This window comes from Phyllobacterium sp. (assembly GCF_037994405.1).
Lineage (GTDB): Bacteria > Pseudomonadota > Alphaproteobacteria > Rhizobiales > Rhizobiaceae > Phyllobacterium.
This window is the reverse complement of sequence record NZ_JBBNAN010000011.1, coordinates 1-23,088: the sequence shown is the minus strand read 5'-3', so window position 1 is coordinate 23,088 and position 23,088 is coordinate 1. Positions and strand designations below refer to the sequence as shown.

The following is a 23,088-nucleotide window of genomic DNA, read 5'->3' as shown; positions in this document are numbered from 1 at the left end:
GGGCGAAGGATCGCCGGGCCCATCCGGTCGAAGAAGATGAAAGGTCCAACGAGACGACGCTTGGCGCTCGGCAAGGCGCGGCGCACCTCTAGCCCGCCAATATCGCTGGTGCGCGGGATGATCAGCGTCTCGATGGCATCGACCGCTGTTGCGTCACCCGGTTTCGGGTCTGGGCAAGGGAAAAAACTCATGGACGTTGCTCCGGATTGTCGGAACTTCACCATAGCCGTTCAGAATAGCACTGAACAGCGTGGTTTGGTGTCACTCCGGGTCGAGCGGTTCGGTACCAACCGGTTCGCCGTTGCGGCCGAGGCGAATCTTTTCCACTTTGTCTTCGGCGGCACGCAGCAGCTTATCGCAATGCTTCTTCAGTGCTTCGCCGCGCTCATAAATGCGAATCGACTGTTCCAGTGGCACATCGCCACGCTCCAGGTCATCGACGATCTTTTCCAGCTGGTCGAGCGCCTGTTCGAAGCTCATGGCGGCGATATCGGAATTGTTCTGTGCGTCGGCCATGCGTCAACCTCCCATCAAGCGTCTGATATGTGCGCCCGCTGAGAGCGACATTCCCTTGAGGTCGTACCCGCCTTCCAGAAGGCTGACAAGGCGGTTTGATGCATAGCTCCCAGCTCTTTCCATAAGGACGCCGGTTGCCCAGTCAAAATCGTCTTCGTACAGATTGATTTCAGCCAACGGGTCGCGGTGGTGCGCGTCGAACCCGGCTGAAATGATGATCAGTTCCGGCTGAAATGCATCAATTGCCGGTAGAATGCGCGTGTTGAAAGCCTCGCGGAAATGGTCACTGCCGGTTAGCGGCGCCAGCGGCGCATTGACGATGTTGCCAGCACCCGTTTCATCCTTGGCGCCGGTTCCGGGATAGAGTGGCATCTGGTGCGTCGAACAATAGAGCACCGAAGGGTCATCCCAGAAGATATCCTGCGTTCCGTTGCCATGATGCACATCCCAGTCAACGATGGCGACACGCTCAACACCATGAGCCTTCTGCGCATGGCGGGCAGCGATAGCAGCATTGTTGAACAGGCAAAAGCCCATGGCCTTGTTGCGCTCCGCGTGGTGACCTGGAGGACGCGACGCCACGAACACATTGTCCGCCTTGCCCGTAAATACGTCATCGACGGCGGCATTGGCTGCACCGATAGCCGTCAAAGCCGCCTCCCAGCTCTTTGGGCTCACGGTCGTGTCGGCATCGACACGCGTCAGTCCCTCCTCCGGGATGGTGCTGCGGACCCTCTCGAGGAAGGTCTCCGGATGCGCATAGAGGATCGTTGCTTCATCCCCCATTGGTGATTCTACACGATCCAGCGTATCGAAAACGTTGTCTTCCAGCACTTTGTTGAGCGCCCGCAGCCGATCCGGTCTTTCGGGATGACCGAGAGGGGTCAGATGTTCCAGATAGATCGGATGCGAATAGAGACGAGTGACCATGAGGGCTTTCTGCAATGGCAAATTGGCATCAGCGTGGCCGGCACCGGCCACACCCAAATTTGCATCAGCGTCTTGCAGTTATACAAGCACGAAATGAGAACCAATGCTGCAGAACAATTGCCTCAGGCGACGCTCAGCGCCTGCGTCAGATCGGCAATCAGATCATCTGGATGCTCGATACCGATCGACAGCCGGATCGTTGAATCAAGCACGCCGATGCGTTGACGCACATCCACCGGGACGCCGGAATGCGTCATCGTCGCCGGGTGGCTGGCGAGTGATTCAGTGCCGCCCAAACTCACCGCCAGTTTCAATATCTGCAAGGCATTGAGGAATTTGAACGCCGCTGGCTGACCGCCGCGAATGTCGAAGGAGAACGTCGAACCGGCACCCGTACATTGCGCCGCAAAGGTTCGTCCAAGTGGCGACGATGCGTCGTGATACGGCAGATAATGGATTTTCTCGCATTTCGGGTGTTCGCGCAGAAAATTTGCGATCAACAAGGCATTGTTGTTGGCTTTTTCCATGCGAATGCCGAGCGTTTCAAGTGAGCGCCCGAGCATCCAGCAGGAGTGCGGATCAAGCTGGGTCCCGATCGCACCGCGCAGCGCCTTGACTTGCTTCATCACGGCCTTGGCCCCGAGCGCTGCGCCAGCGATCAGATCGGAATGGCCACCCACATATTTGGTCAGGGAGTAGAGTGAAATATCCGCGCCATGTTCGATCGGCCGCTGAAACACTGGTCCGAGCAGGGTGTTGTCGCAGGCAATCACCGGGCGGTGTCCCTGTTTTTCACCGATTGTTTCTGCAATCCGCCGGATCATGGCGACATTGACCAGGCTGTTGGTCGGATTGGCCGGCGTTTCGATGAGAATCACCGAGACACGGCCCTTTTGCATCGCCTCTTCGGCCGCAGCCTGCACGGAATCTTCGTTCACGCCATCGGCAAAGCCCACTGCAGCAACGCCCATATTGAGGAATGTTCGGGCGAGAAGCGTTTCCGTGCCACCATAGAGTGGCTGCGAGTGCAGGATCGCATCGCCCGGGCGGACGAAGGCGAGCAGTGTGGTAGCGATCGCTGACATGCCGGAGGAAAAGAGCGCGCAACTTTCCGTTCGCTCGTAGACGGCAAGGCGATCCTCGACGATCTCGCTGTTGGGGTGGTTGAAACGCGAGTAAACCAGCCCCGCTCCTGTGCCGGCCGGCGGTTCACGGCGTCCGGAGACGAAGTCGAAGAAGTCCCGCCCTTCTTCGGCTGATTTGAACACGAAGGTAGAGGTGAGGAAAACGGGCGGCTTGACTGCGCCCTCAGACAGCTCCGGATCATAGCCGTAATTGAGCATCAGCGTCTCGGGATGCAGTTCGTGGTTGCCGATATGTGTCTTGGAGGGATGGGGAGCGGTCATGGCAGTCTCCTCGCTGGTATGAAGCTTCAACCAGCGAGATTATAGCAAATGCAGCGACCAATCCTTGCTATTTCGAAGAGAAATTCGCAAGAGTCAGAGCCTTCCACCACGCAACACCGCAGACTAGAGCTAGATGATGTCGGTCTTGGTAATCTGGATGCCAAAACCTTCGAGGCCGACATAGTGCCGTTCACGGGAAGACAAAAGCCGGATCGACGTAATGCCGAGATCCTTCAATATCTGCGCGCCAAGACCAATCTGCCGCCACTCCTCGTCCCGCACCCGTGCTTCCGCATGGGCTTCGCGATCCAGAAGGTTTGTACGGTTCCGATCATCGTCGCGGCCAACACCGACGGAGCCTTCACGCAGATAAACAATGACGCCGCGCTTTTCCTCGGCAATGCGCTTCATGATACTGTCGAGTGTGTTACGGGCGCCGAACACGTCGCTGAGAACGTCCTCACGCTGCAGGCGGACCGGCACATCCTCGCCATCGCGAATATCGCCGTAGACGATAGCGGCATGATGCATTGGCTCCCAAGGGAGTGCATAGGTGATCGCCTTGGCCTTACCGGCACAGGTATCGATTTCATACTCGCCAATACGCTCGATCAGCGTTTCCTTGCGCTGACGATAGGCGATCAGGTCGGCGACCGTGACCTGCTGCAGATTGTGGGTTTCGGCGAAACTCGCCACCTGCGGTCCGCGCATGACCGAACCATCATCATTGACCAGCTCGCAGATAACGCCAACCGGTGGCAGGCCCGCGAGTTTGCACAGGTCAACCGCCGCTTCCGTATGCCCGGAGCGCATCAGCACACCGCCCTCGCGGGCAACCAGCGGAAAAATATGGCCGGGACGAACGAAATCCGTTGCTCCAGCATTCGGATTGGCAAGATTGCGCACTGTCAGCGTGCGATCATCGGCGGAAATGCCCGTTGTCGTACCGTGCTTGTAGTCTACGGTAACAGTGAAAGCGGTCGAATGCGGCGCGTCATTGTCAGCGACCATCGGCGCAAGATTGAGCCGGCGCGCGTGATCGCGCGGCATCGGCGTGCAGACGATGCCCGAAGTGTGGCGCACGATGAACGCCATTTTTTCCGGTGTGCAGTGAACCGCTGCGACGATCAGATCGCCCTCATTCTCGCGCCCGTCATCATCCATGACGACCACGATCTCGCCACGTTCGAACGCCCGCAGCGCATCGACGACCCGTTTTTGATTATAAGCCATGGAAGCGCCCCTTGGTTAAATACGGCCAGTCTGGCCGCGATGTCTGAGATAATGATCTGCAATGGCGCAAGCCACCATTGCTTCGCCAATCGGTACGGCGCGAATGCCAACGCAGGGATCATGCCTGCCCTTGGTCATCACATCCACCTGATTGCCATCGGCGTCGATACTGCGGCGCGGCGTCAAAATCGACGATGTCGGCTTGACCGCAAAGCGTGCGACCACCGGTGCGCCGCTGGAAATCCCACCCAGTATACCACCGGCGTGGTTTGAGAGGAAAATCGGTTTTCCATTATTGCCCATGCGCATTTCGTCGGCGTTTTCCTCGCCGGTCAGTTTGGCCGAATCAAAGCCGTCGCCGATCTCCACGCCCTTCACGGCGTTTATCGACATGAGATAGCTGGCGATGTCCTGATCAAGCTTGGCATAAACCGGAGCACCGAGTCCCGCCGGAACGTTTTCCGCAACGACTTCAATCACCGCGCCAATAGATGAACCGGCTTTGCGGATGCCATCCAGATACGAAGCAAATATATCGACCGAGCCAGCGTCCGGCGTAAAGAACGGGTTGTTGTTGACCTCATCCCAATCCCAGCGGGTACGGTCGATGGCATGAATTCCCATCCCCACCAGCGCGCCGCGCACGACCAGACCGGGAACGACCTTGCGGGCGATGGCGCCAGCCGCAACGCGGGCCGCGGTTTCGCGTGCCGATGAGCGACCGCCCCCGCGATAGTCGCGAATGCCATATTTGACATCATAGGTGTAATCGGCGTGACCGGGACGATACTGACGCGCAATATCGCCGTAGTCCTTTGAACGCTGATCGGTGTTCTCGATCATCATCGAGATCGGCGTTCCCGTCGAGATCATGGTGACACCGTCATCCTGCAGCATCACACCTGAGAGCACACGTACCTGATCGGGCTCACGCCGCTGGGTCGTATATTTCGACTGGCCCGGCTTGCGTTTATCGAGATAGGCCTGGATTTCAGCTTCCGTAAAGGAGATGCCGGGAGGGCAACCGTCCACCACGCATCCAAGCGCAATTCCGTGGCTTTCACCCCAGGTGGTGATGCGAAAAAGATGACCGAATGTATTGTGCGACATGTACCTATCCGACTTTTGTCAGGAGGTTTTATGAGCGTTTACTCCTGTGGTCAAACCCGCCGCTGAAATTCCTTCATCCCTGACGAAAAAAGCAATTGTTTTGCCACAAATGAACGTTCTAACTGCAGCTCTGACCGGAACACAGATTTGATATAAAGAGGAAATCAAATGCGCTTCATCGTAGCAACATTCATGTTCGTCGCTTCCCTTCTCCCGGTCGGCGCTCTTGCGGACGATGCGCAAGGCAAAATCACCAAGATCGATGCGGATAATTCGACGATCACACTCGATGATGGCAAGGTCTACAAATTGCCGGGCGAATTTGATCTGAGCGTCATCGAAGAGGGCATGAAGGTGACGCTGATGTTCGATGTCGTCAACAAGGAGCGTTTCATCACTGACATTGAAGAAACGCAGGAATAATCCCGAAGGCGCGTTACATCCAGGTCAGGTGACCATTTTCAAGACGCAGAATATGATCCTGGGTGATGGCGAGATTCGCTGCATCATGGCCATCCAGCCCGTTGACGAGCTGGAAAATCGTTCTCAGGCAACCGCCATGGGTCACACAAACGGTGGGACCCCTGACCTCTGACAGCCAGCTTGCCACCCGAACGCCAAGCATTGCGTAACTCTCACCAGTAGGCCCGGGCGGTACGAAGTTCCACTTGTCTCTTGCCCGTTCTTCCACGAGTTCCGGCGTTTTGGCAGCGATGTCTTCGATCATGAAGCCTTGCCAGTCGCCGAAATTCACCTCCATGATTCGTGGATCGGTGTGATAGGCTTTCGGATCGACCCCCATGCGGGTCCTGATACGTTCCATGGTTTCGCGGGTACGTCGCAGCGGGCTCGCAACGAAATCGAAACCAGCACCATCGCCAATCAATGATTTGATCAGATCGCCATTGCGATCGGCCTGCGCGCGGCCGCGCGCATTGATGTCGATATCTTCCTGGCCCTGGATCCGTTCTGTCACGTTCCAGTCCGTCTCGCCATGACGCGAGAAGTAAATCAACGTGTCAGGCAAAATCACTTGCAGGTTAATCCTTGACGACAGAGATATCCGGTGCGTCGACCGCCTTCATGCCAACGACATGATAGCCACTATCAGCGTGATGTATCTCACCTGTGACAGAGCGCGAAAGATCGGAGAGGAAATAGAGACCTGCATCACCGACTTCCTCGATGGACACAGTACGGCGAAGAGGCGCGTTGTACTCGTTCCATTTAAGGATATAGCGGAAATCGCCAATGCCGGAAGCAGCAAGGGTCTTGATCGGACCAGCCGAGATGGCGTTAACGCGAATATTGTCCGGGCCGAGGTCGACAGCGAGATATTTGACGCTTGCCTCGAGCGCGGCCTTGGCTACGCCCATGACATTGTAGTTCGGCATGACTTTTTCGGCGCCGTAATAGGTCAGCGTCAGGATGGAGCCGCCATCCGTCATCAGCTTTTCTGCCCGCTTGGCCACCGCCGTGAGCGAGTAGACCGAAATCAGCATGGTCTTGCTGAAATTGGCTTCCGACGTATCCACATAACGACCGGTCAGCTCATCCTTGTCGGAAAAGCCGATGGCATGGACGACAAAATCGAGCCTGCCCCATTCCTTTTCAAGCGCGGCAAAGCAGGCATCAATCGTTGACGCATCCGAAACATCGCAATGCCCGCAGAGAAATGCGCCGAGCTCCTGCGCCAGCGGCTCGACGCGCTTCTTCAACGCATCGCCCTGATAGGTGAATGCAAGTTCGGCACCGGCATCGTGCGCTGACTTGGCAATGCCCCAGGCAATCGACCGATTATTGGCCACACCCATAATGAGGCCGCGTTTACCCTGCATCAAACCAGTTTTGGCGGTCATATACCAACCCTTCATGAGACTTATGATCGATGTGCGGTATCGCACAGCCCGCGCCGGGCTTCAAGCACACTGTCAATGTCGTTTTGGATTTTCAGTGGCCGGATTCGCGTAAAAATGCTTCGAGCGCCGGATCGCCGTTTTCCGGCAGCATGATGCGGACATGGGCGAAAAGATCGCCATGGCCGTCCGGTTTCTTCGGCAGACCCTTGCCGCGCAGCCGCAAAACGCGATCAGAACTGGTCCACGGCGCGATTTTTACCGCGACGCGGCCGTTCAACGTGTCGACTTCCTGTCGCGATCCGAGGACCGCGTCACGCAAGGAAACTGGAAGTTCGATGTGAAGATCCCTGCCTTCAACGCGGAATTTTGGATGCGGTTTGAAGCGGACTGTTACCAAAGCGTCACCGGCGGTGCCGCCGAGGATTTCTTCTCCCTGGCCTTTCAGGCGAATCGTTTGCCCGTTTTCAACCAGCGTGGGCAGTTTGATCGCCAGCCTCTTGCCGTTCGGGAATATTGCTTCGACCTTCTCGGCACCTGCTGCTTGTTCCAACGTGATATCAATCGTTGCCTGCAGGTCGGCGCCCTTGCGCGGCCCGGCGCGACGCGCGCCACCGCCGAAGCCACCCATGCCGGCGGTCTCGCCAAACAGGCTGCTCAAAATATCTTCAGCGCCGAAGCCTGAATTGCCGCCCATGCCGCTGCGAAATTCGAACCCGCCGGAGCGTTGGCGTCCGCCGAATCCAGCAAACGGGTCACCGCCGCCACCCGAGAACCCTTCAAATCCGTGGGGCGCGCGCTGCTTACCCTCGGCGTCGATCTCGCCACGGTCAAACTGACCGCGACGCTCCTTGTCGCCTACGATCTCATAGGCCTGGTTGATCTCGGAGAATTTTGCCTGCGCCTTCGGATCATCCTGATTCTGGTCAGGATGGTATTTCTTCGCAAGCTTGCGAAACGCCGATTTAATTTCTTCAGGCTTCGCCGTTTTGGCGACGCCCAGCACGCTATAGGGATCGCGCATGTGTCTGCCTTTCCTCGCAAACGCGAGATGTCTTGGGATTCCGCAGCTATATGTTTATGAATAGGAAGAAATTCCAGAGATTTGAAGCAAAAAAGCTGGGAAATGGCACTGTTTCACCACCGCTTACATCGGCGCAAAGGATTTCAACGTCCATTGACCGCCATTCTGCATGCAGGTCTCGCCCTTATAGAGCATGACGCCATCGAATGATTCGCGCGAAGTCTGGAATTCCCGGCAAAGGCCGGTCTCGTCCTTCTTCTCGGCAATGGCCGTTATCGTCCCCTGACTGCCGGTCTCAGGGTTGGACCACGGAACAGGCTTGCTGCCCCATTGCGTGAAATTGAGAGCCGAAACGATGTTGCGTACTGTCGTTTGATCCGACGAACCCTTATTGTCCACGGATTGTGCTGGGGCGACCGATCCCGTAACGGTTGTCTGGTCTGGAACAGCTTTCTCGACGCTGAAGCCCTTCATGGCGCAGCCGGACAACAAGCAAACGGCGACGCCAAGAACCGCGCCCCCAACGGGGTCGCGCCAATGATGTTTTTTTGCACCGAATTTCTTGCTATCAGATCGTAGAAACGCCAAACACATACCTCTCTTTAACAAGGTCAATCTGAAATGACTATGGGACTATGAATTAAATGAAGTTAACAACCGATGACTTCACGGAGAAATCCGAGCCGTTTGCGCTTTTCGAGGAATGGCTGGCCGAAGCAACCAAAACCGAGCCCAATGATCCCAACGCCGTTGCGCTGGCGACAGTCGACGAAGAAGGGCTGCCAGATGTTCGCATGGTACTCCTCAAGGGATTCGATAGCCAAGGCTTTGTTTTCTATACAAATTTCGAAAGCCAGAAGGGCCGTGAGATTCTTGGTTCGATGAAGGCTGCCATGTGCTTTCACTGGAAAACGCTTCGCCGTCAAGTCCGTATTCGCGGCCCGGTCGAGATCGTCACCGAAGAAGAGGCCGACGCTTACTATGCAACGCGTCCCCGCGGAAGCCGTATTGGAGCCTGGGCCTCAAAACAGTCGCGACCGCTTGAAAGCAGGTTTGCTCTGGAGAAAGCCGTAGCAGAATACACCGCCCGCTATGCAATCGGTGAGATCCCACGTCCGGCATATTGGTCCGGTTTTCGGATCCGCCCGACCTCGATCGAATTCTGGCATGACCGGCCGTTCCGTTTGCACGACCGCGTGGTTTTCAGCCGTGAGGCGCCAGACGGCAATTGGAACAAGACGCGTCTATATCCTTAGAGCGTCAGCCTTTCTTACGTGTGAGAAAGGCCATCAAGGCACTGCGCGCCTCCGCTGACTGGAGGCGCTCGGCAAAATGCTTTGCCTCCAGTTTGATGCGCTCAATGATGTCGTCTTGCGGCATGCGCAGAAGATCGCGCGAAAGCTGCATGGCTTGCGGTGGCTTAGCCGCGATCTCTGTTGCCGCCTTCAAAACGGAATTTTCCAGTTCTTCCGTTTCGACCAGCTTGTATACAAGACCGGCTTCCTTGGCTTCGACTGCATTCAAGCCGTCGCCCATAGCCAGAAAAGCAAAGGCCCTCTGGTGTCCCATCAGTGCAGGACCAAGCAGGCTTGAGCCAGCTTCTGGCACCAGCCCGAGATCGACGAAAGGTGTCTTGAAAAACGATTGCGGTGTAGCGAACGTCAGGTCGCAGTGGAAATGGATCGTTGAGCCAATACCGATAGCGAGGCCATCCACACCGGCCACAAGCGGCTTTTTCGCACTGGCGAGAGCGACTAGAAAATCAATTACTTCGCTGCCCATATTGCCGGTCGTCACAAAGGCCATGAAATCCTGCAGATCGTTGCCGGATGAAAAAGCTCCCGGCACACCGAAGAAAACATGAGCACGGATCGCCGGATCGGCGTCACCGTCGACGATCGCCTGGGTCATGGTCGCATACATGGCACGGGTGAGAGCGTTCTTCTTGTCCGGCCGGTTCATGCGAATGATCTGGACGGCGCCATGGCGCGCGATTTGGATATGGTCTGACATGGAATTCCCTTTATGAAGCGAGAGCCGAACGAGCGCCGAGCAAACTGGCCGCGCCGTGAATGACACGATCTTTCAGTGCACTCGTTTCGGACAGAAGATTTTCGGCGAAGAACCGCGCCAGAGTTGTGCGCCCGGCATTCTCACCACCGAGTGCCCCTTTTGCGAGATAGGTCGCTCCGGCAGCGAGACCGAAAAGGCGCAGATAGGGTGTCGCGCCGGCAAGAGCCTCGCTGATTTCACCTTTGGCAAGTGCGTGCTGCAACCAGAGGCTGGTTGCCTCGAAATCATCCAGACCTGCCTGCAGGCGTTCTCCTGTCGCTCCGAAATCTGGGCTGTTCGACGCTATGACGGCGTCAGCTACGGCGCGCAGTTCAGTGATATAGGTCTTGATATGCTCGCCACCGCCAAGCGGCAACTTGCGCTGGACGAGATCGATCGCCTGGATGCCATTGGTGCCTTCATAGATCGGCGCAATGCGTGCGTCGCGCAGGAACTGTGCCGCGCCAGTCTCTTCGATGAAGCCCATGCCACCATGGACCTGAATGCCAATCGACGCGACATCAACGCCGACATCGGTCGAAAAAGCCTTGGCGACGGGTGTGAGCAGATTGGCACGGTCTGCCCAGTGGCGAGTGTCGTCGTCAGTTGCGGTTTTCGCCATGTCCAGTGCATGGGCGCAGGCATACGCGATGGAACGTGCGGCACCGGTCAGCCCTTTCATCATCAGCAAATTTCGCTGCACGTCCGGATGTTCGATGATCGGGCTCATGCCCTCGCCCGTCCAGCCCGGAGCGCGCATCTGGCGGCGGTCCTGCGCATAGGCCAATGATTTCTGATAGGCCGCTTCCGCTACCGCCACGCCCTGAATGCCAACAGCAAGACGTGCGTTGTTCATCATCGTGAACATGCAGGCGAGACCGCGATTTTCTTCGCCTATCAGCCAGCCAATTGCGCCGGGCTCACGATCTTTGACGAAACCGTCTCCATAGATCATCGTACAGGTGGGGGAACCGTGAATGCCCATCTTGTGCTCGATGCCGCCGCAGAAAGCATCGTTGCGCGGTCCGAGTGTTCCGCCTTCATTGACAAGAAATTTCGGAACGAGGAACAGCGAAATTCCTTTGGTACCAGCGGGAGCGTCAGGCAGGCGTGCCAGTACCAGGTGAATGATGTTTTCGGTCAGATCGTGCTCGCCATAGGTGATGAAAATCTTGCTGCCGAAAATGCGGTAAGTGCCATCGTCAGTTCGCTCTGCCCTGGTCCGCAAGGCGCCGACGTCGGAACCCGCTTGCGGCTCGGTCAGGTTCATCGTGCCCATCCACTCACCCGAAACAAGTTTCGGCAGATAGGTTTGCTTCAGTTCATCAGTGGCATGCGCTTCCAGCGCCTCGATGGCACCCAGCGTCAAGGTTGGTCCAATGCCAAAAGCCATGGAACCTGAATTCCACATTTCGAAAGTCGCGATCGCCAGCATCATCGGCAGCCCCTGCCCGCCAAACTCTTCCCTCCCGGTCAGGGCGTTCCAGCCGCTGGAGGTCCATTCCTGATAAACGTCTTTCCATCCGGGTGGCATCGTAACCTCGGCGTCCTTCAAGGGCGTGCCGTACTTGTCGCCAATTTCAAGCAACGGTGCGACGCGCGTCGACGCAAATTTTCCGGCTTCTTCAAGAATTGCGTCGACCAGATCGTCCGACAGATCGCCAAAACGGCCTTGCGCAATGGCATCATCCAGTCCAGCGACTTTCTTCAGCGTGTGGGCGATTTCCTCGACGGGCGCGCGGTACATGGATCACAGTCTCCTCATGCGGTGATGCTTGTTGCGGGCCGCACATTGCAACCGCGACGGCGTTCAAGGCAAGTGTATTTTTACGTAAACGTAAGATATTCACCCTGCGGGCCACCGTCAAACGGCAAATCGCCCTGTGGACAGTCGCAATTAGCAGTGACTAACGGTTTATTAACCGCGATGCGGCGACCATCATCCGGTACTATGGTTTTAGAGACTTGATCGCGAGGGAAATCCCATTTGACGATCCGCGTGCCCACATTTGCTCTTGCGGCGGCTCTTGCGAGCTTGTTCCTTGGCGATTGTGCGCAAGCTGCCTCCCAGTTCAGTACAGCATGGTCGAACAAGGAACGCGCCATTGTCCTCGACGGCTTCGAGCACAATTCGTTCAATCTCGTTGAGATTGTCAAAGACCCACGCGTCGCTGCCTTCATCCACAAGGGCTCGGACGGCATGCCCGCCAACTACCATTGCAAGCGTATTGCGGATGCAATGGAACAGGAGTTGTGCAAGCGCATATGGCGCAACTATGCCGTTTCCCGAGAGCTCTACCAGACGCGGCGCATCTTGGCGAAGGCACTTGGTCTGAAATGGGGCGCCTATCATCTCGGGCGCCCGGGCAACCCGATCGAACAAGCCGATCACTTCATCGACTATGCCGAGCCTTCCGATGACGAATTGATCGCCATCGATATCGAAGACAATGACGCAGCACGTTTCATGTCATTGCAGGACGCGCAAATCTTTGCCGAAAGGATCAAACAGCGGACTGGCCGCTACCCGGTCCTCTACACCAACGGCACGACGGCAAAATATGTAGCAGACCATCGGCTCGAATTCCCCATCCTGTCACGCTTGCAGCTTTGGTATGCGCGTTACGAGACTGACATCGCCCCGCATTTCCCCAAAGGCAACTGGCAGGATTATGCGCTCTGGCAATTCACCTCGCAGAGTAACTGCAGCAAACAGCGCTGTCCGTATCGTCCATCCGGGACCAATCGTGATATCGACGTCAATGTGGCCGACATGACGGTTGCCCAATTGAGGCGCGCATGGCCTTTGGGAGAACTCGTTCCCGCCATACCGCCGGACAATATGCCCAAGCCCGACAATCGCCCGACCTTGCCCGACGATATCCTGATGGCTGCCGCGGAGCCGCCATTGGTCGATTATCGGGACTTCAGCCACATGACCCGAATAATGCGCATGTACGCGCAGGACTTTGTTGCCAGTGTCGAAGCGCTATTTGAGAAGCCCAAACCGACGATCGCCGAGATTGACATTTCCATGACCGCCTCGATCGCTTCTGAGGATGGCGCGGAACTGACCAAAGTGCTTGCTCTTCGGAGACTGACGGTCGACCGGGTCTCGGCCAGCCTGACACAGCCGATCAGCGTCCCACCGGACTATCCGAGAATCAAAGCAAGTTCTGCCTGTTTCCGCACCTTGAATGTTGCCAGTGAAGCTACGGCTGACTTGCGCTATCCGGCCTTGCAGCCGTTTCTATAGACCATCGCCTTTTTCACGCGCGATCGCCCGCCAGCCAATATCACGCCGGTAAAAGCCCTCGGGCCAGTCGATCCTGGCTATAGCCGCATAGGCTGCCTTTTGCGCGTCCTGAACCGTCTTGCCGCTTGCCGTGACGTTCAGCACCCGGCCGCCATTGGCGACAAGTTCGCCATTCCTTTCGGCTGTTCCGGCATGGAATATCTCGACAGTCTCGTCCTCAGCAGCAGCGTCCACGCCTCTGATAACGCTGCCCTTTTCCGGTGCAGCCGGATATCCCCTGGCAGCCATGACCACTGTGAGCGCCGGATCGTCGTTCCACCGCACCGACATCTGGTCCAGCACTCCGTCGGCGGCAGCCTTCAGCAACAGCAGGAGGTCATCCTTCAGGCGCAACATCAGGACCTGTGTTTCCGGATCACCGAAACGCGTGTTGTATTCAATAAGCTTCGGACCATCCTTCGTGATCATCAGACCCGCAAACAGCACTCCGCTGAAAGGTGCGCCGATTTCCGCCATGCCGCGCATTGTCGGCTCGATCAGTTCGCGCATGGTCCGGTCGATGATCTCCTGCGTCATCACCGGCGCGGGCGAATAGGCACCCATGCCGCCGGTGTTCGCCCCGGTATCGCCATCGCCAACGCGCTTGTGATCCTGTGCAGTCCCGAACGGCAGCGCCGTCCTGCCGTCACACAAGCAGAAGAAGCTGGCCTCCTCGCCGTCGAGATACTCTTCAACAACAACCTCAGCTCCGGCACCGCCAAATGCTCCATCGAAGCAAGCGTCCACAGCGTCGAGTGCTTCCTGAACGTCGAACGCAACCACGACGCCCTTGCCTGCCGCAAGACCATCTGCCTTGACGACGATCGGCACTCCTTGCTGGCGGATATAGGCCCTGGCCGCTTCGGCTTGCGTGAAGCGCTGGTAGGCACCTGTCGGTACATCGAAGCGAGCGCACAGATCCTTGGTGAAGCCCTTTGAGCCTTCCAGCCGTGCCGCTGCCTTGGAGGGCCCGAATACCGAAATGCCAGCGTCCCGCAGATCATCGGCAATCCCGGCAACCAAGGGCGCCTCCGGGCCAACGACAACAAAGTCGATGGACTTTTCCTTGCAGAATGCAACGGTTTCCGCATGCTTGGCGGGATCGAGCGGTACACATTCGGCGACGCTCGCAATCCCCGGATTCCCGGGCGCGCAATAAAGCTTGGTCAGCACCGGCGACGCTGCGATCTTCCATGCAAGCGCGTGTTCACGGCCACCGGAACCTATCAGCAAGACATTCATCGAGATTGCTCCGCGTTGAGAAGATTTTGCCGTGTCGGTATGGCCTTGGCGCTCGAGGGTCAAGCACGCAATCGCAAATTTGCCCTGAAAAACGGCGTATAGTGCTTGACTGCGGAGTTGGCCGCTGGCCAAGGTCAAACCATGACATCAGAAAAAGACATCATCCAGTCAACGCAAACCCGTGGCCGCGTTTTCGATGCGCCGTCTGGCCATTGGGTCTATCGCACATTGCCGAACCGGCTCTGGCCCTATGCGCAGCTGGCACGCTGGGACCGGCCTATCGGCTGGTGGCTCTTGCTGTGGCCATGCTGGTGGGCGACCGCCCTTGCCGCGAGTGCCGGTGCGAAAGTCGGTGACCCTCTCTGGTCTGTCCTGCCTTCGCCCTGGCATCTGATACTGTTCCTGATCGGCGCGATCGCCATGCGCGGTGCAGGCTGCACCTATAATGATCTTGCCGATGAAGACATCGACAACAAGGTTGCGCGTACGCGGTCGCGGCCGCTGCCTTCCGGGCAAGTGACACGCAAGCAGGCCAAGATCTTTCTCGTCCTGCAGGCGCTGGTCGGGCTGGCGGTTGTCGTCCAGTTCAACCTCTTTACTATCCTGCTTGCCATCGGATCGCTTGTCATTGTCGCCATCTATCCGTTCATGAAGCGAATCACCAACTGGCCACAACTCGTTCTGGGGCTTGCTTTTTCCTGGGGTGCGCTGGTCGGGTGGTCTGCACATTTCGGTTCGCTCGACTTGCCGGCTATCCTGCTCTATGCAGGATCGATCCTGTGGGTGATCGGCTACGACACGATCTACGCTCATCAGGATAAGGAGGACGATGCGCTCGTTGGCGTGCACTCCACCGCCAGGCTGTTTGGCAACCGTACGCGCGAGGCGCTGATCGTCCTTTATGGTGGAGCGCTGGCCCTGTTCCTCGGCGCATTTGCCGTTGCCGAAGTGCCGATGCCTGCGGTTGCCGGGCTGCTGGCGGCGGGCGCGCATATGTATCGCCAGATCATGACCCTCGACATCGACAATCCGACCGAATGCCTGCGGCTGTTCAAATCGAATACCGTGGTCGGCTGGCTGATCTTCCTCGGTCTGGTGTTTGGCGGTCTATGGACCGTGGTCAAGCCGCTCTTCTAGACCTATCGCAATGTCAAAGAACCGGGTGTCAGGGCGGGGTCTTGCAACGTTGGTGTATTTTCACCCGTTTAGAAGGCCCCTCCCTGTTGCTACGCAGCCTCCCTCCCCACAAGGGGGAGGGTAAGGCGGCAGCACCTCGCCTCTACTTCGCACCCTGAGCAATTATCTCCTCGCCGCCGATCACAAGTCGCAAGCCGAGATCGCCCATTTTGCGGCGGGCCAGAAAACGCGGACGGCGGCGGCGTGGCTCGCGGCCCTGACGGCGCTCCTTGGGTGCCGAGACGGCTACCGGCCCCATGCTCTGATCGAGCCGCCGCGCAACGCCGTCTTCCTCGACAAGCATCATTGGCAGCTTGAACAGTGAGGACCAGGCACGCCAATCGGCAGCAATGTCATTGAGGTCATGCGCAACCAGCAACGGCACCGAGAGATGCGGGTCCGTGTGCATGAGTTCGAGGGTTACGGTGATGTCGCCAAGCTCGTCTTCAGTCGCACGCGCTGTTACACCGAGAAATGCGCAGGCAGGCAAGGCGAGCGATACAGGTAGATGACTTGCAGGAAGCAGCCGCTTCACGACCGCACCGCGTTCGTGCAGCGTGAAGGTGATGTCGCCACGATCGTCGCGCGTGGCATAGGTTACTGTCTGTGGTAGGTGGAATGGGTCAAGCCGGAATTCCCGACCTGCCCAAACCGGCTTGGCTCCGGTTTTCTTCATGTGACGCCTTCTGTCGATCCTGAGAGCCGGTTTTCCGGTCTTCTCTTTTCATTTCCCTGTAGAGCGGACCATTTTCTGGTCTCGTATGGGGAAACAATAGGCGCCAACTTTCCCAATCCCGCTTAACGAACTGGGTTAACTGTTTCTGATCAAAGAGAATGGTTATCGAAACCCAACCGACCCCAAGATTCTGGTAAGGGCTGTGAACAAATGATTGACGGTTTCAGATCACTTTGCCGGGATTCATGATGCCTGCGGGATCGAAGGATCTCTTGATCCGCCGCATCAGATCTAGCGCCACAGGCGATTTCGTTTCTGAAAGCTCCTTGCGTTTCAATTGACCAATGCCGTGCTCGGCCGAGATCGATCCCTTATAGGAACGGACAATGTCATGAACGCGCTTGTTGACCTCAGCCCAGCGGGCAAGGAAGGCCTCCTTGTCGGCACCGACCGGCTGGGAGATGTTGTAGTGCAAATTGCCATCGCCCATATGCCCGAAGCAAACGATGCGCGCACCGGCAATAAGCTCGAGCACGGCTGCATCTGCTTCCGCAATGAATTCCGGAATTCTTGCCACAGGCACGGAGATATCGTGCTTGATCGATCCGCCTTCAGGACGTTGAGCAAGCGACATGGCCTCCCGCATGTGCCAGAACGATTTCTCCTGTGCGGTGCTGTCAGCGATCGCCGCATCTTCAACAAGGCCCGCTTCATAGGCCTCCATCAGGATTGCCTCGATCGTCTCGCGCGCATCCTCTGCTGAGCGCGACGAGGAAATGTCGATCAGGACATACCATTGATGCGGGGCTTCAAGCGGATCGCGCACGCCGTCCGTGTGAGCGATGGAAAACTCCACGCCGATGCGCGGCATCAGCTCGAAACCGGTAAGCGACGGACCCGCATGGCTCTGGGCAACGCCGAGGAGTTTCAGTGCATCTTCCGGACTGGCGAGCCCTGCATAGGCGACGCCCTTGCCTCGCGGCAGCGGAAACAGCTTCATTACCGCGGCCGTGATCACGCCGAGTGTGCCTTCTGCGCCAACGAACAAATCCTTCAGGTCATAGCCCGTGTTGTCCTTCTTGACGTAACGCAGATCGTTGAGCACCTCGCCCGTCGGCAGGACGACCTCGACGCCTAGGCAAAGCTCGCGCGTATTGCCATAGGCAAGCACCGCAGTTCCTCCCGCATTGGAGGAGAGATTCCCGCCAATCTGGCAGGAGCCTTCGGAACCGAGCGAAAGCGGAAACAACCTGCCTTGGTTCTCGGCGGCTTCCTGCAACGTTTTCAAGACAACGCCCGCCTCGACGATGGCGAGATTTCCGGCCGGATCGATCGAGCGTATCCGGTTGAGACGTGACAGCGACAGGATGACCTGCTGGCCGCTTTCATCCGGCATCTGGCCGCCAACGAGACCGGTGTTGCCGCCTTGGGGAATAATGGCCGTTCCGGTTTCCGTCGCCAGTTTGAGGATTGTCGACACCTCCTCGACTTCCGCAGGCCGCAGGACAAGCGATGTCTTGCCGCCGAATTTCTCACGCGGTTCGATCAGGTAGGGTTCGATATCGCAAGGATCGCGTAGCGCGTGTCTGTCACCGACAATCGCAACGAAACGTTCAATCAGATCAGGCGTCAGGGTCATTTTATCTGTTCCACAGTCATCGAGGGTAACCGCGGCGCGGCGGCACGGACAAGCCGGTCATTGATAGCTTCGCCAAGTCCGTTGAAAGGGATAGGTTCAACGGCGATGACGGCACTGCCGATACCGTCGAGGCGTTTCATGAAATCGAAGAGGTTAGCGGCGGCTTCACGCAGATTGCCGGATTCGCTGAGATTAAGACTTGCTGCGGCGAGTTCGGCACCAATGGCACGTGCGGGACCGAAGGCCAGCAATGCCTCCCCTTCCCGGACCTCATGCACGTTGAGCCGCACGCCCGCTGCTGGCGCGTAGTGCGAAGCCAACATGCCCGGCGCTTCGATGGCCGAACGCTGGTCGATGCGCTTCAGCTTTTCACCGATCAGAGCCTCTATGTCTTCGGCCGCGAGCCCGCCGGGCCGCAGAAGCTGAACCGCATCGCCATCGACTTTGACGATCGTGGACTCCAGCCCGACCTCGGACGGGCCCGCATCGAGGATCAAGGCGATCTTTAAGCCAAGGTCGTCCTCGACGGCAGGCGCACTCGTTGCGCTGATCTTGCCGGATGTGTTCGCGCTCGGTGCGGCCAAAGGGCGATCGAGGGCAGAGATGATCTTTCCGGCGACACCGCGCGGCATACGCAGCGCGATCGTATCAAGCCCCGCCGCGACCAGAGGATGGATGACGGTGTCTGGTTTCAAAGGCAGCACAAGCGTCAGGGGCCCAGGCCAGAACGCATCCATCAATCGCCGCGACAGAGGATCGATCAGGGCATAGCGTTCCGCCATGGCGACGTCGGAGACGTGACAGATCAGCGGGTTGAAATGCGGCCTGCCCTTGGCCTCGAAAATACCGGCGACCGCATTGCCGTTGGTGGCATCGGCGGCAAGGCCGTAGACTGTTTCTGTCGGAATAGCGACGAGCTTACCCTCAGCGAGCACATCGGCCGCCGTCAGAATTGCCTGCTCATCTGTTCCCATGATCCGGGCCAAGGAAATCTCCGATCGTCGGGAATGCCTACACGAAGGATGCGGCCTGCTGCAAGTATCGGCTGATGAACACGCCGAATGAGGTCATGATTAAAATTGAATCGTTTCGGAACAAGGGTTGGCAATGAATGGCTGGTAGGAAGGAGACAAGTAACGAATGGGGACTATCGCCATGTTTTGCAAGATCATTGCCGCAACTGCCATGACGCTCATAACAGTATCCGCCCAGGCAGGAGACTCTATCGAGGTGATGGGATCGTCGGCACGACCAAATTCCGTCTCCTATGTCGGCTATGACAGTTTCGATGCCAACGGCAATCCGATCTGCACACCCTGTCTGGTCCAGCGCGCCGAAGAGGCCGCGCGGCTCAAGGCCTATGCGGAGCGTCGCGAACGCTCCCGCCAATATATGGCGCGGCTGCAGGGCAACGATATCCCTGCCAGCTCCAACTCACTAGTCGCCGCCGATGCCGCGCCACTGGTTCCGCCACCAGAAAACACGATTGCCGACGTTTCTGCAACGCCGCTTCGCGCCGGGGTACAATAGCCGCGAAGGTTCGCGGCTATCTGTTCGCTATCCAACGATTTTCGAAAAGTCCGCGACAGTATTCGTCGCGGTGCGAATGCGCGAAAGAAGCGCCAGGCGGTTGGCACGGATATCCGGATTTTCGTCGTTAACCAGCACTTTCTCAAAGAATGAATCGACTGGTTCACGTAAAGCGCTGAGTGCGATCATCGCACCGGAAAAGTCTTCATTTTGAATCGCTTGCGCTGCCTCGTTCTCAGCTTGATTCACCGCCGCGTGCAATTGTTTTTCCTCGGCGAGGCTGAACAAAGCGGGGTCGACGGTGTCAGATATGACCGTGCCCTTCTTCTCCTCCGCGCTCAAAATATTGGCAGCGCGCTTGGTACCAGCCAGAAGGTTCTTGCCGTCTTCCGTGTTGAGGAAGACCACCAGCGCTTCGACACGGCGCGCGATCAGCAGCAGATTATCGGCGCCTTCGACAAGGACCGCATCGATGAGATCGTAGCGTGCGCCAAGATCGCGCAGATGCACTTTCAGGCGTTCGTGGATGAAGCCAAGCAGCTCGTGAAGAACAGGCTTTGCCCGTTCAGTCACCTGGCTGCGTACCCGCCTCTCGAAGCTGGCGACTGCATTGATGACGTCTTCCTCACCATCGACATCGCCAGACTGCTGCGCCGCCTGGCGCTCTTCATATTGCTCGACACGCTGTTCGATCTTGTCTTCGCGCAGCTGCGCATAAGCCGACTGGAAGATCGGCAAGAGTTCGAATTTCCATTCGTTGGACAGAAGCAGACGAATGACGCCAAGCGCCGCGCGGCGCAGGGCGAACGGGTCCTTCGAGCCGGTCGGCTTTTCGTCGATGGCCCAGAATCCGACTAGCGTGTCGAGCTTGTCGGCGAGAGCAACAGCGACCGAAACCGGATCGTTTGGCACAAAATCAGATGGACCTTGCGGCTTGTAATGTTCCTCGATAGCGGCGGCAACAGAAGGATATTCCTTCTGCAGCAGCGCATATTTGCGCCCCATGCCGCCCTGCAATTCGGGAAACTCGCCGACGATCTCTGTGGTCAAATCGGCTTTCGCCAGAACAGACGCACGCATCGCCAATGCCGGATCGGCACCGACCAGCGGCGCGATCTCACGGGCAAGTGCCCTGATACGGGTAACGCGCTCACCCTGCGTACCGAGCTTGGCGTGGAAGGTGACGTTCAGGCTATCCAGCCGGGCCATGCGCTGGTCGAGCGGTTTCTTCAGATCGAGGTCGAACTTGATTGCGGCCGCAGCAAGCGTGTGCATGTCCGGCAGATCGTGCTGGTCGGTGTTCCAGAAATAGAGCGCATCGGAAAGGCGCGCGCGCACGACCTTGCCGTTGCCATGGGCGATTTCGCGGCCTCTGTCCGTCGCTTCGATGTTGGAAACAAGAATGAACTTGTTCGATAGCCTTTCGGCCTCGCCCTGCTTGCGCGTGACAAAACATTTCTGGTTGGTCTTGATCGTCAGGCGAATGACTTCCGGCGGGATGGCGAGGAACTCCTCCTCGAACTCGCCCATCAGTACCACAGGCCACTCCACAAGCCCTGATACTTCTTCCAGAAGACCCTCGTCCTCGACCAGCTCAAGTCCGGATGCGAAGGCAATGTTCTGGGCGTCCGAAAGGATCATTTCCTTACGACGATCCGCATCGAGAATGACCTTGGCCTTTTCGAGCTTTGCTACATAGTCGTCGAAGCGGCGAACCGTAATCGGCTGGCCATCACCCAGGAAGCGATGGCCATAGGTGATATTGCCCGCACGCAAACCGTCGATTTCGAAGTCGACCACAACCGGCTCTTCGGTCTCAGGACCAAAAGTGCAGAGAATAGATTGCAGCGGGCGCACCCAGCGCAGGCTTCCGGGCCTGGACGACGCAGCGCCCCAGCGCATGGATTTCGGCCAGGGAAAATCACGAATGATCTTCGGCATCAGCTGTGCGATGATTTCTTCGGCGCCGCGGCCGGGCTTCGTCAGGTGGGCAACGTAGAAATCGCCCTTCTTCGGGTCGGTATGGATGTGCGCCTCGGAGATATCGGCGAGACCGGCGGAGCGCAGAAAGCCGGCGATGGCCTGCTCCGGCGCGTTAACGCTCGGGCCCTTGCGTTCTTCGTGCACATCCTTGGAACGGGCGGTCAGACCGCGTATGTCCAGCGTCAGACGGCGCGGGGTCCAGTAGTCGCCTGCAGCCTCATACGTCAGACCAGCCTCAACCAGGCCGTCTGTCACGAGCTTCTTCAGATCGCCCGCAGCCTTGCGCTGCATGCGTGCGGGAATTTCTTCCGAGCGGAGTTCGAGCAATAGATCAGGCATTATACGGACTCGCTTTTGAAATTGGCGCCACCGTCTTCCGTCAAAAGGAACGCCTCACCACATGCCTTCGCAAGATTGCGAACCCGCAGGATATAGCTTTGCCGCTCGGTCACCGAGATGACGCCACGTGCGTCGAGAAGGTTGAAGGCATGGGATGCTTTGATGCACTGGTCATAGGCCGGCAGCACCATCTTATGCACCGGGCTGTTGTCGCTCTCTTTCGGGGCACCAGCCTTCAGCAATGCCTCGCACTCGGCTTCCGCGTCCTCGAAATGCCGGAGCAATTTCGCCGTGTTGGCGTGTTCGAAGTTGTACCGTGAATATTCCTGCTCGGCCTGCAGGAATACCTCGCCATAGGTGACCTTCTCGTCGCCTTCGAGACCGTTGAAGTTCAAATCATAGACATTATCGACGCCCTGCACATACATTGCGAGACGTTCCAGCCCGTAGGTCAGTTCCCCGGAAACCGGAGCACATTCGATACCGCAGACCTGCTGGAAATAGGTGAACTGTGAGACTTCCATCCCGTCGCACCAGCATTCCCAGCCGAGGCCCCAGGCGCCCAGTGTCGGGCTTTCCCAGTCGTCTTCGACGAAGCGGATATCATGCGTCAGCGGGTCGAGACCGATCGCCCGCAGCGAGCCGAGATAGAGCTCCTGCAGATTGGCTGGCGATGGCTTCATGATCACCTGGTACTGGTAGTAATGCTGCAGCCGGTTCGGGTTTTCGCCGTAGCGCCCGTCTTTCGGGCGGCGGGAAGGCTGCACGTAGGCTGCCTTCCACGGCTTTGGTCCGAGCGAGCGCAATGTGGTTGCCGGATGAAACGTACCGGCACCCACTTCCATGTCGTAGGGCTGCAGGATCACGCAGCCATGCTGGGCCCAATAATCATGAAGGGTCAGAATGAGACCCTGGAACGAGCGGGACGGCTGCAAAGAGCGAGTTTGTGTCATATTGAAACGTTCTGATGGAGGGACTTCGCGACAAGGTCAAGGGATTTGGCGAGGCCGATGTCTTTCCATCGGGCGATGCCGAAGCCCGATTGATTTGGCTCGAATTCACCCGGCCCACTGGTCGAACC

At 57.7% G+C, this 23,088-nt stretch carries 22 protein-coding genes and 1 pseudogene; 5 read left to right on the top strand and 18 right to left on the bottom strand.

Translation table 11 applies throughout. The annotated features are described in order from the left end of the window. From AAAC48_RS00725 to aroC, 6 genes and pseudogenes are all read right to left on the bottom strand, one after another. Positions 1 to 191, bottom strand: a pseudogene (locus AAAC48_RS00725) (hypothetical protein); the annotation flags it as partial. 70 nt (positions 192 to 261) lie between these two features. Further along, entirely contained in the window at positions 262 to 516 is a 255-nt protein-coding gene (locus tag AAAC48_RS00720) for an exodeoxyribonuclease VII small subunit (RefSeq protein WP_340652328.1), read from the bottom strand. Between the two features lie 3 nt (positions 517 to 519). Next, positions 520 to 1,446, bottom strand: a complete 927-nt coding sequence (locus AAAC48_RS00715; protein WP_340652327.1) for a histone deacetylase family protein — start codon at positions 1,444 to 1,446, stop codon at positions 520 to 522. A 122-nt stretch (positions 1,447 to 1,568) separates the two neighbouring features. Further along, on the bottom strand, positions 1,569 to 2,852 hold the full coding sequence (locus tag AAAC48_RS00710) for a cystathionine gamma-synthase family protein (protein WP_340652326.1): 1,284 nt from the start codon (positions 2,850 to 2,852) through the stop codon (positions 1,569 to 1,571). A 129-nt stretch (positions 2,853 to 2,981) separates the two neighbouring features. Further along, positions 2,982 to 4,085, bottom strand: a complete 1,104-nt coding sequence (gene ribB / locus AAAC48_RS00705; protein WP_340652325.1) for a 3,4-dihydroxy-2-butanone-4-phosphate synthase — start codon at positions 4,083 to 4,085, stop codon at positions 2,982 to 2,984. A 15-nt stretch (positions 4,086 to 4,100) separates the two neighbouring features. Beyond that, positions 4,101 to 5,195: a chorismate synthase gene (aroC, locus tag AAAC48_RS00700; RefSeq protein ID WP_340652324.1), complete on the bottom strand. Its 1,095-nt coding sequence runs from the start codon at positions 5,193 to 5,195 to the stop codon at positions 4,101 to 4,103. Between the two features lie 168 nt (positions 5,196 to 5,363). On the opposite strand from aroC, the gene AAAC48_RS00695 reads away from it, so the two are divergent. Further along, entirely contained in the window at positions 5,364 to 5,618 is a 255-nt protein-coding gene (locus tag AAAC48_RS00695; RefSeq protein ID WP_340652323.1) for a DUF1344 domain-containing protein, read from the top strand. 13 nt (positions 5,619 to 5,631) lie between these two features. Here AAAC48_RS00695 and AAAC48_RS00690 read toward each other — a convergent pair whose 3' ends face one another. The 4 genes from AAAC48_RS00690 to AAAC48_RS00675 form a co-directional block, all read right to left on the bottom strand. Beyond that, complete coding sequence (locus AAAC48_RS00690; RefSeq protein ID WP_340652331.1) at positions 5,632 to 6,222, bottom strand: histidine phosphatase family protein; 591 nt, start codon at positions 6,220 to 6,222, stop codon at positions 5,632 to 5,634. A gap of 13 nt (positions 6,223 to 6,235) precedes the next feature. Further along, positions 6,236 to 7,054, bottom strand: coding sequence for an enoyl-ACP reductase FabI (fabI, locus tag AAAC48_RS00685; protein ID WP_340652322.1), 819 nt, complete (start codon positions 7,052 to 7,054; stop codon positions 6,236 to 6,238). A 91-nt stretch (positions 7,055 to 7,145) separates the two neighbouring features. Next, entirely contained in the window at positions 7,146 to 8,075 is a 930-nt protein-coding gene (locus AAAC48_RS00680; protein WP_340652321.1) for a J domain-containing protein, read from the bottom strand. Between the two features lie 123 nt (positions 8,076 to 8,198). Further along, on the bottom strand, positions 8,199 to 8,549 hold the full coding sequence (locus AAAC48_RS00675) for an RT0821/Lpp0805 family surface protein (RefSeq protein WP_340652320.1): 351 nt from the start codon (positions 8,547 to 8,549) through the stop codon (positions 8,199 to 8,201). 170 nt (positions 8,550 to 8,719) lie between these two features. Here AAAC48_RS00675 and pdxH point away from each other — a divergent pair, with 170 nt between their 5' ends. Next, the gene (pdxH, locus tag AAAC48_RS00670) at positions 8,720 to 9,331 is read left to right on the top strand and encodes a pyridoxamine 5'-phosphate oxidase (protein ID WP_340652319.1); all 612 of its coding nucleotides are present in this window, start codon (positions 8,720 to 8,722) and stop codon (positions 9,329 to 9,331) included. A 4-nt stretch (positions 9,332 to 9,335) separates the two neighbouring features. Here pdxH and AAAC48_RS00665 read toward each other — a convergent pair whose 3' ends face one another. Further along, positions 9,336 to 10,088, bottom strand: a complete 753-nt coding sequence (locus tag AAAC48_RS00665; RefSeq protein ID WP_340652318.1) for a crotonase/enoyl-CoA hydratase family protein — start codon at positions 10,086 to 10,088, stop codon at positions 9,336 to 9,338. A gap of 10 nt (positions 10,089 to 10,098) precedes the next feature. Continuing rightward, positions 10,099 to 11,874 (bottom strand): acyl-CoA dehydrogenase family protein, encoded by a 1,776-nt coding sequence (locus AAAC48_RS00660; protein WP_340652317.1) that lies wholly within the window; start codon positions 11,872 to 11,874, stop codon positions 10,099 to 10,101. A gap of 240 nt (positions 11,875 to 12,114) precedes the next feature. Between AAAC48_RS00660 and AAAC48_RS00655 the strand changes: the two genes are divergently transcribed. Continuing rightward, positions 12,115 to 13,383, top strand: coding sequence for a GH25 family lysozyme (locus tag AAAC48_RS00655; RefSeq protein ID WP_340652316.1), 1,269 nt, complete (start codon positions 12,115 to 12,117; stop codon positions 13,381 to 13,383). Here the strand turns inward: AAAC48_RS00655 and purD are convergent. Then, a complete protein-coding gene (gene purD / locus AAAC48_RS00650) occupies positions 13,378 to 14,664 on the bottom strand; it encodes a phosphoribosylamine--glycine ligase (protein WP_340652315.1) in 1,287 nt (428 codons plus the stop codon). The two genes, AAAC48_RS00655 and purD, sit on opposite strands and share 6 nt — an antisense overlap. A 141-nt stretch (positions 14,665 to 14,805) precedes the next feature. On the opposite strand from purD, the gene ubiA reads away from it, so the two are divergent. Next, on the top strand, positions 14,806 to 15,801 hold the full coding sequence (ubiA, locus tag AAAC48_RS00645; RefSeq protein ID WP_340652314.1) for a 4-hydroxybenzoate octaprenyltransferase: 996 nt from the start codon (positions 14,806 to 14,808) through the stop codon (positions 15,799 to 15,801). 142 nt (positions 15,802 to 15,943) lie between these two features. Here ubiA and AAAC48_RS00640 read toward each other — a convergent pair whose 3' ends face one another. The 3 genes from AAAC48_RS00640 to AAAC48_RS00630 all read right to left on the bottom strand — a co-directional run bounded on the left by AAAC48_RS00640 (position 15,944) and on the right by AAAC48_RS00630 (position 19,129). After that, on the bottom strand, positions 15,944 to 16,516 hold the full coding sequence (locus tag AAAC48_RS00640) for a DUF6101 family protein (RefSeq protein WP_340652313.1): 573 nt from the start codon (positions 16,514 to 16,516) through the stop codon (positions 15,944 to 15,946). A gap of 223 nt (positions 16,517 to 16,739) precedes the next feature. Next, positions 16,740 to 18,155 (bottom strand): FAD-binding oxidoreductase, encoded by a 1,416-nt coding sequence (locus tag AAAC48_RS00635; RefSeq protein ID WP_340652312.1) that lies wholly within the window; start codon positions 18,153 to 18,155, stop codon positions 16,740 to 16,742. Beyond that, a complete protein-coding gene (locus tag AAAC48_RS00630) occupies positions 18,152 to 19,129 on the bottom strand; it encodes an L-threonylcarbamoyladenylate synthase (protein ID WP_340652330.1) in 978 nt (325 codons plus the stop codon). Before AAAC48_RS00630 ends, AAAC48_RS00635 begins: the two co-directional genes overlap by 4 nt. A 181-nt stretch (positions 19,130 to 19,310) precedes the next feature. Here AAAC48_RS00630 and AAAC48_RS00625 point away from each other — a divergent pair, with 181 nt between their 5' ends. Next, positions 19,311 to 19,685: a hypothetical protein gene (locus AAAC48_RS00625; protein WP_340652311.1), complete on the top strand. Its 375-nt coding sequence runs from the start codon at positions 19,311 to 19,313 to the stop codon at positions 19,683 to 19,685. A 27-nt stretch (positions 19,686 to 19,712) separates the two neighbouring features. Here the strand turns inward: AAAC48_RS00625 and glyS are convergent, their stop codons facing one another. Then, positions 19,713 to 22,007 (bottom strand): glycine--tRNA ligase subunit beta, encoded by a 2,295-nt coding sequence (gene glyS, locus AAAC48_RS00620; RefSeq protein WP_340652310.1) that lies wholly within the window; start codon positions 22,005 to 22,007, stop codon positions 19,713 to 19,715. After that, entirely contained in the window at positions 22,007 to 22,942 is a 936-nt protein-coding gene (locus AAAC48_RS00615; RefSeq protein WP_340652329.1) for a glycine--tRNA ligase subunit alpha, read from the bottom strand. Before AAAC48_RS00615 ends, glyS begins: the two co-directional genes overlap by 1 nt. Positions 22,943 to 23,088 lie beyond the last annotated feature (146 nt).

What these genes read in the sequence shown, in the direction of transcription:
- pdxH (WP_340652319.1), top strand. Translation starts at nt 8,720, where the DNA reads ATGAAGTTAACAACCGATGACTTCACGGAGAAATCCGAGCCGTTTGCG.
- purD (WP_340652315.1), bottom strand. Translation starts at nt 14,664, where the DNA reads ATGAATGTCTTGCTGATAGGTTCCGGTGGCCGTGAACACGCGCTTGCA.
- ribB (WP_340652325.1), bottom strand. Translation starts at nt 4,085, where the DNA reads ATGGCTTATAATCAAAAACGGGTCGTCGATGCGCTGCGGGCGTTCGAA.
- glyS (WP_340652310.1), bottom strand. Translation starts at nt 22,007, where the DNA reads ATGCCTGATCTATTGCTCGAACTCCGCTCGGAAGAAATTCCCGCACGC.
- AAAC48_RS00675 (WP_340652320.1), bottom strand. Translation starts at nt 8,549, where the DNA reads ATGAAGGGCTTCAGCGTCGAGAAAGCTGTTCCAGACCAGACAACCGTT.
- AAAC48_RS00660 (WP_340652317.1), bottom strand. Translation starts at nt 11,874, where the DNA reads ATGTACCGCGCGCCCGTCGAGGAAATCGCCCACACGCTGAAGAAAGTC.
- fabI (WP_340652322.1), bottom strand. Translation starts at nt 7,054, where the DNA reads ATGACCGCCAAAACTGGTTTGATGCAGGGTAAACGCGGCCTCATTATG.
- AAAC48_RS00710 (WP_340652326.1), bottom strand. Translation starts at nt 2,852, where the DNA reads ATGACCGCTCCCCATCCCTCCAAGACACATATCGGCAACCACGAACTG.
- aroC (WP_340652324.1), bottom strand. Translation starts at nt 5,195, where the DNA reads ATGTCGCACAATACATTCGGTCATCTTTTTCGCATCACCACCTGGGGT.
- AAAC48_RS00625 (WP_340652311.1), top strand. Translation starts at nt 19,311, where the DNA reads ATGTTTTGCAAGATCATTGCCGCAACTGCCATGACGCTCATAACAGTA.
- AAAC48_RS00715 (WP_340652327.1), bottom strand. Translation starts at nt 1,446, where the DNA reads ATGGTCACTCGTCTCTATTCGCATCCGATCTATCTGGAACATCTGACC.
- AAAC48_RS00630 (WP_340652330.1), bottom strand. Translation starts at nt 19,129, where the DNA reads ATGGGAACAGATGAGCAGGCAATTCTGACGGCGGCCGATGTGCTCGCT.
- AAAC48_RS00635 (WP_340652312.1), bottom strand. Translation starts at nt 18,155, where the DNA reads ATGACCCTGACGCCTGATCTGATTGAACGTTTCGTTGCGATTGTCGGT.
- AAAC48_RS00720 (WP_340652328.1), bottom strand. Translation starts at nt 516, where the DNA reads ATGGCCGACGCACAGAACAATTCCGATATCGCCGCCATGAGCTTCGAA.
- AAAC48_RS00665 (WP_340652318.1), bottom strand. Translation starts at nt 10,088, where the DNA reads ATGTCAGACCATATCCAAATCGCGCGCCATGGCGCCGTCCAGATCATT.
- ubiA (WP_340652314.1), top strand. Translation starts at nt 14,806, where the DNA reads ATGACATCAGAAAAAGACATCATCCAGTCAACGCAAACCCGTGGCCGC.
- AAAC48_RS00640 (WP_340652313.1), bottom strand. Translation starts at nt 16,516, where the DNA reads ATGAAGAAAACCGGAGCCAAGCCGGTTTGGGCAGGTCGGGAATTCCGG.
- AAAC48_RS00680 (WP_340652321.1), bottom strand. Translation starts at nt 8,075, where the DNA reads ATGCGCGATCCCTATAGCGTGCTGGGCGTCGCCAAAACGGCGAAGCCT.
- AAAC48_RS00695 (WP_340652323.1), top strand. Translation starts at nt 5,364, where the DNA reads ATGCGCTTCATCGTAGCAACATTCATGTTCGTCGCTTCCCTTCTCCCG.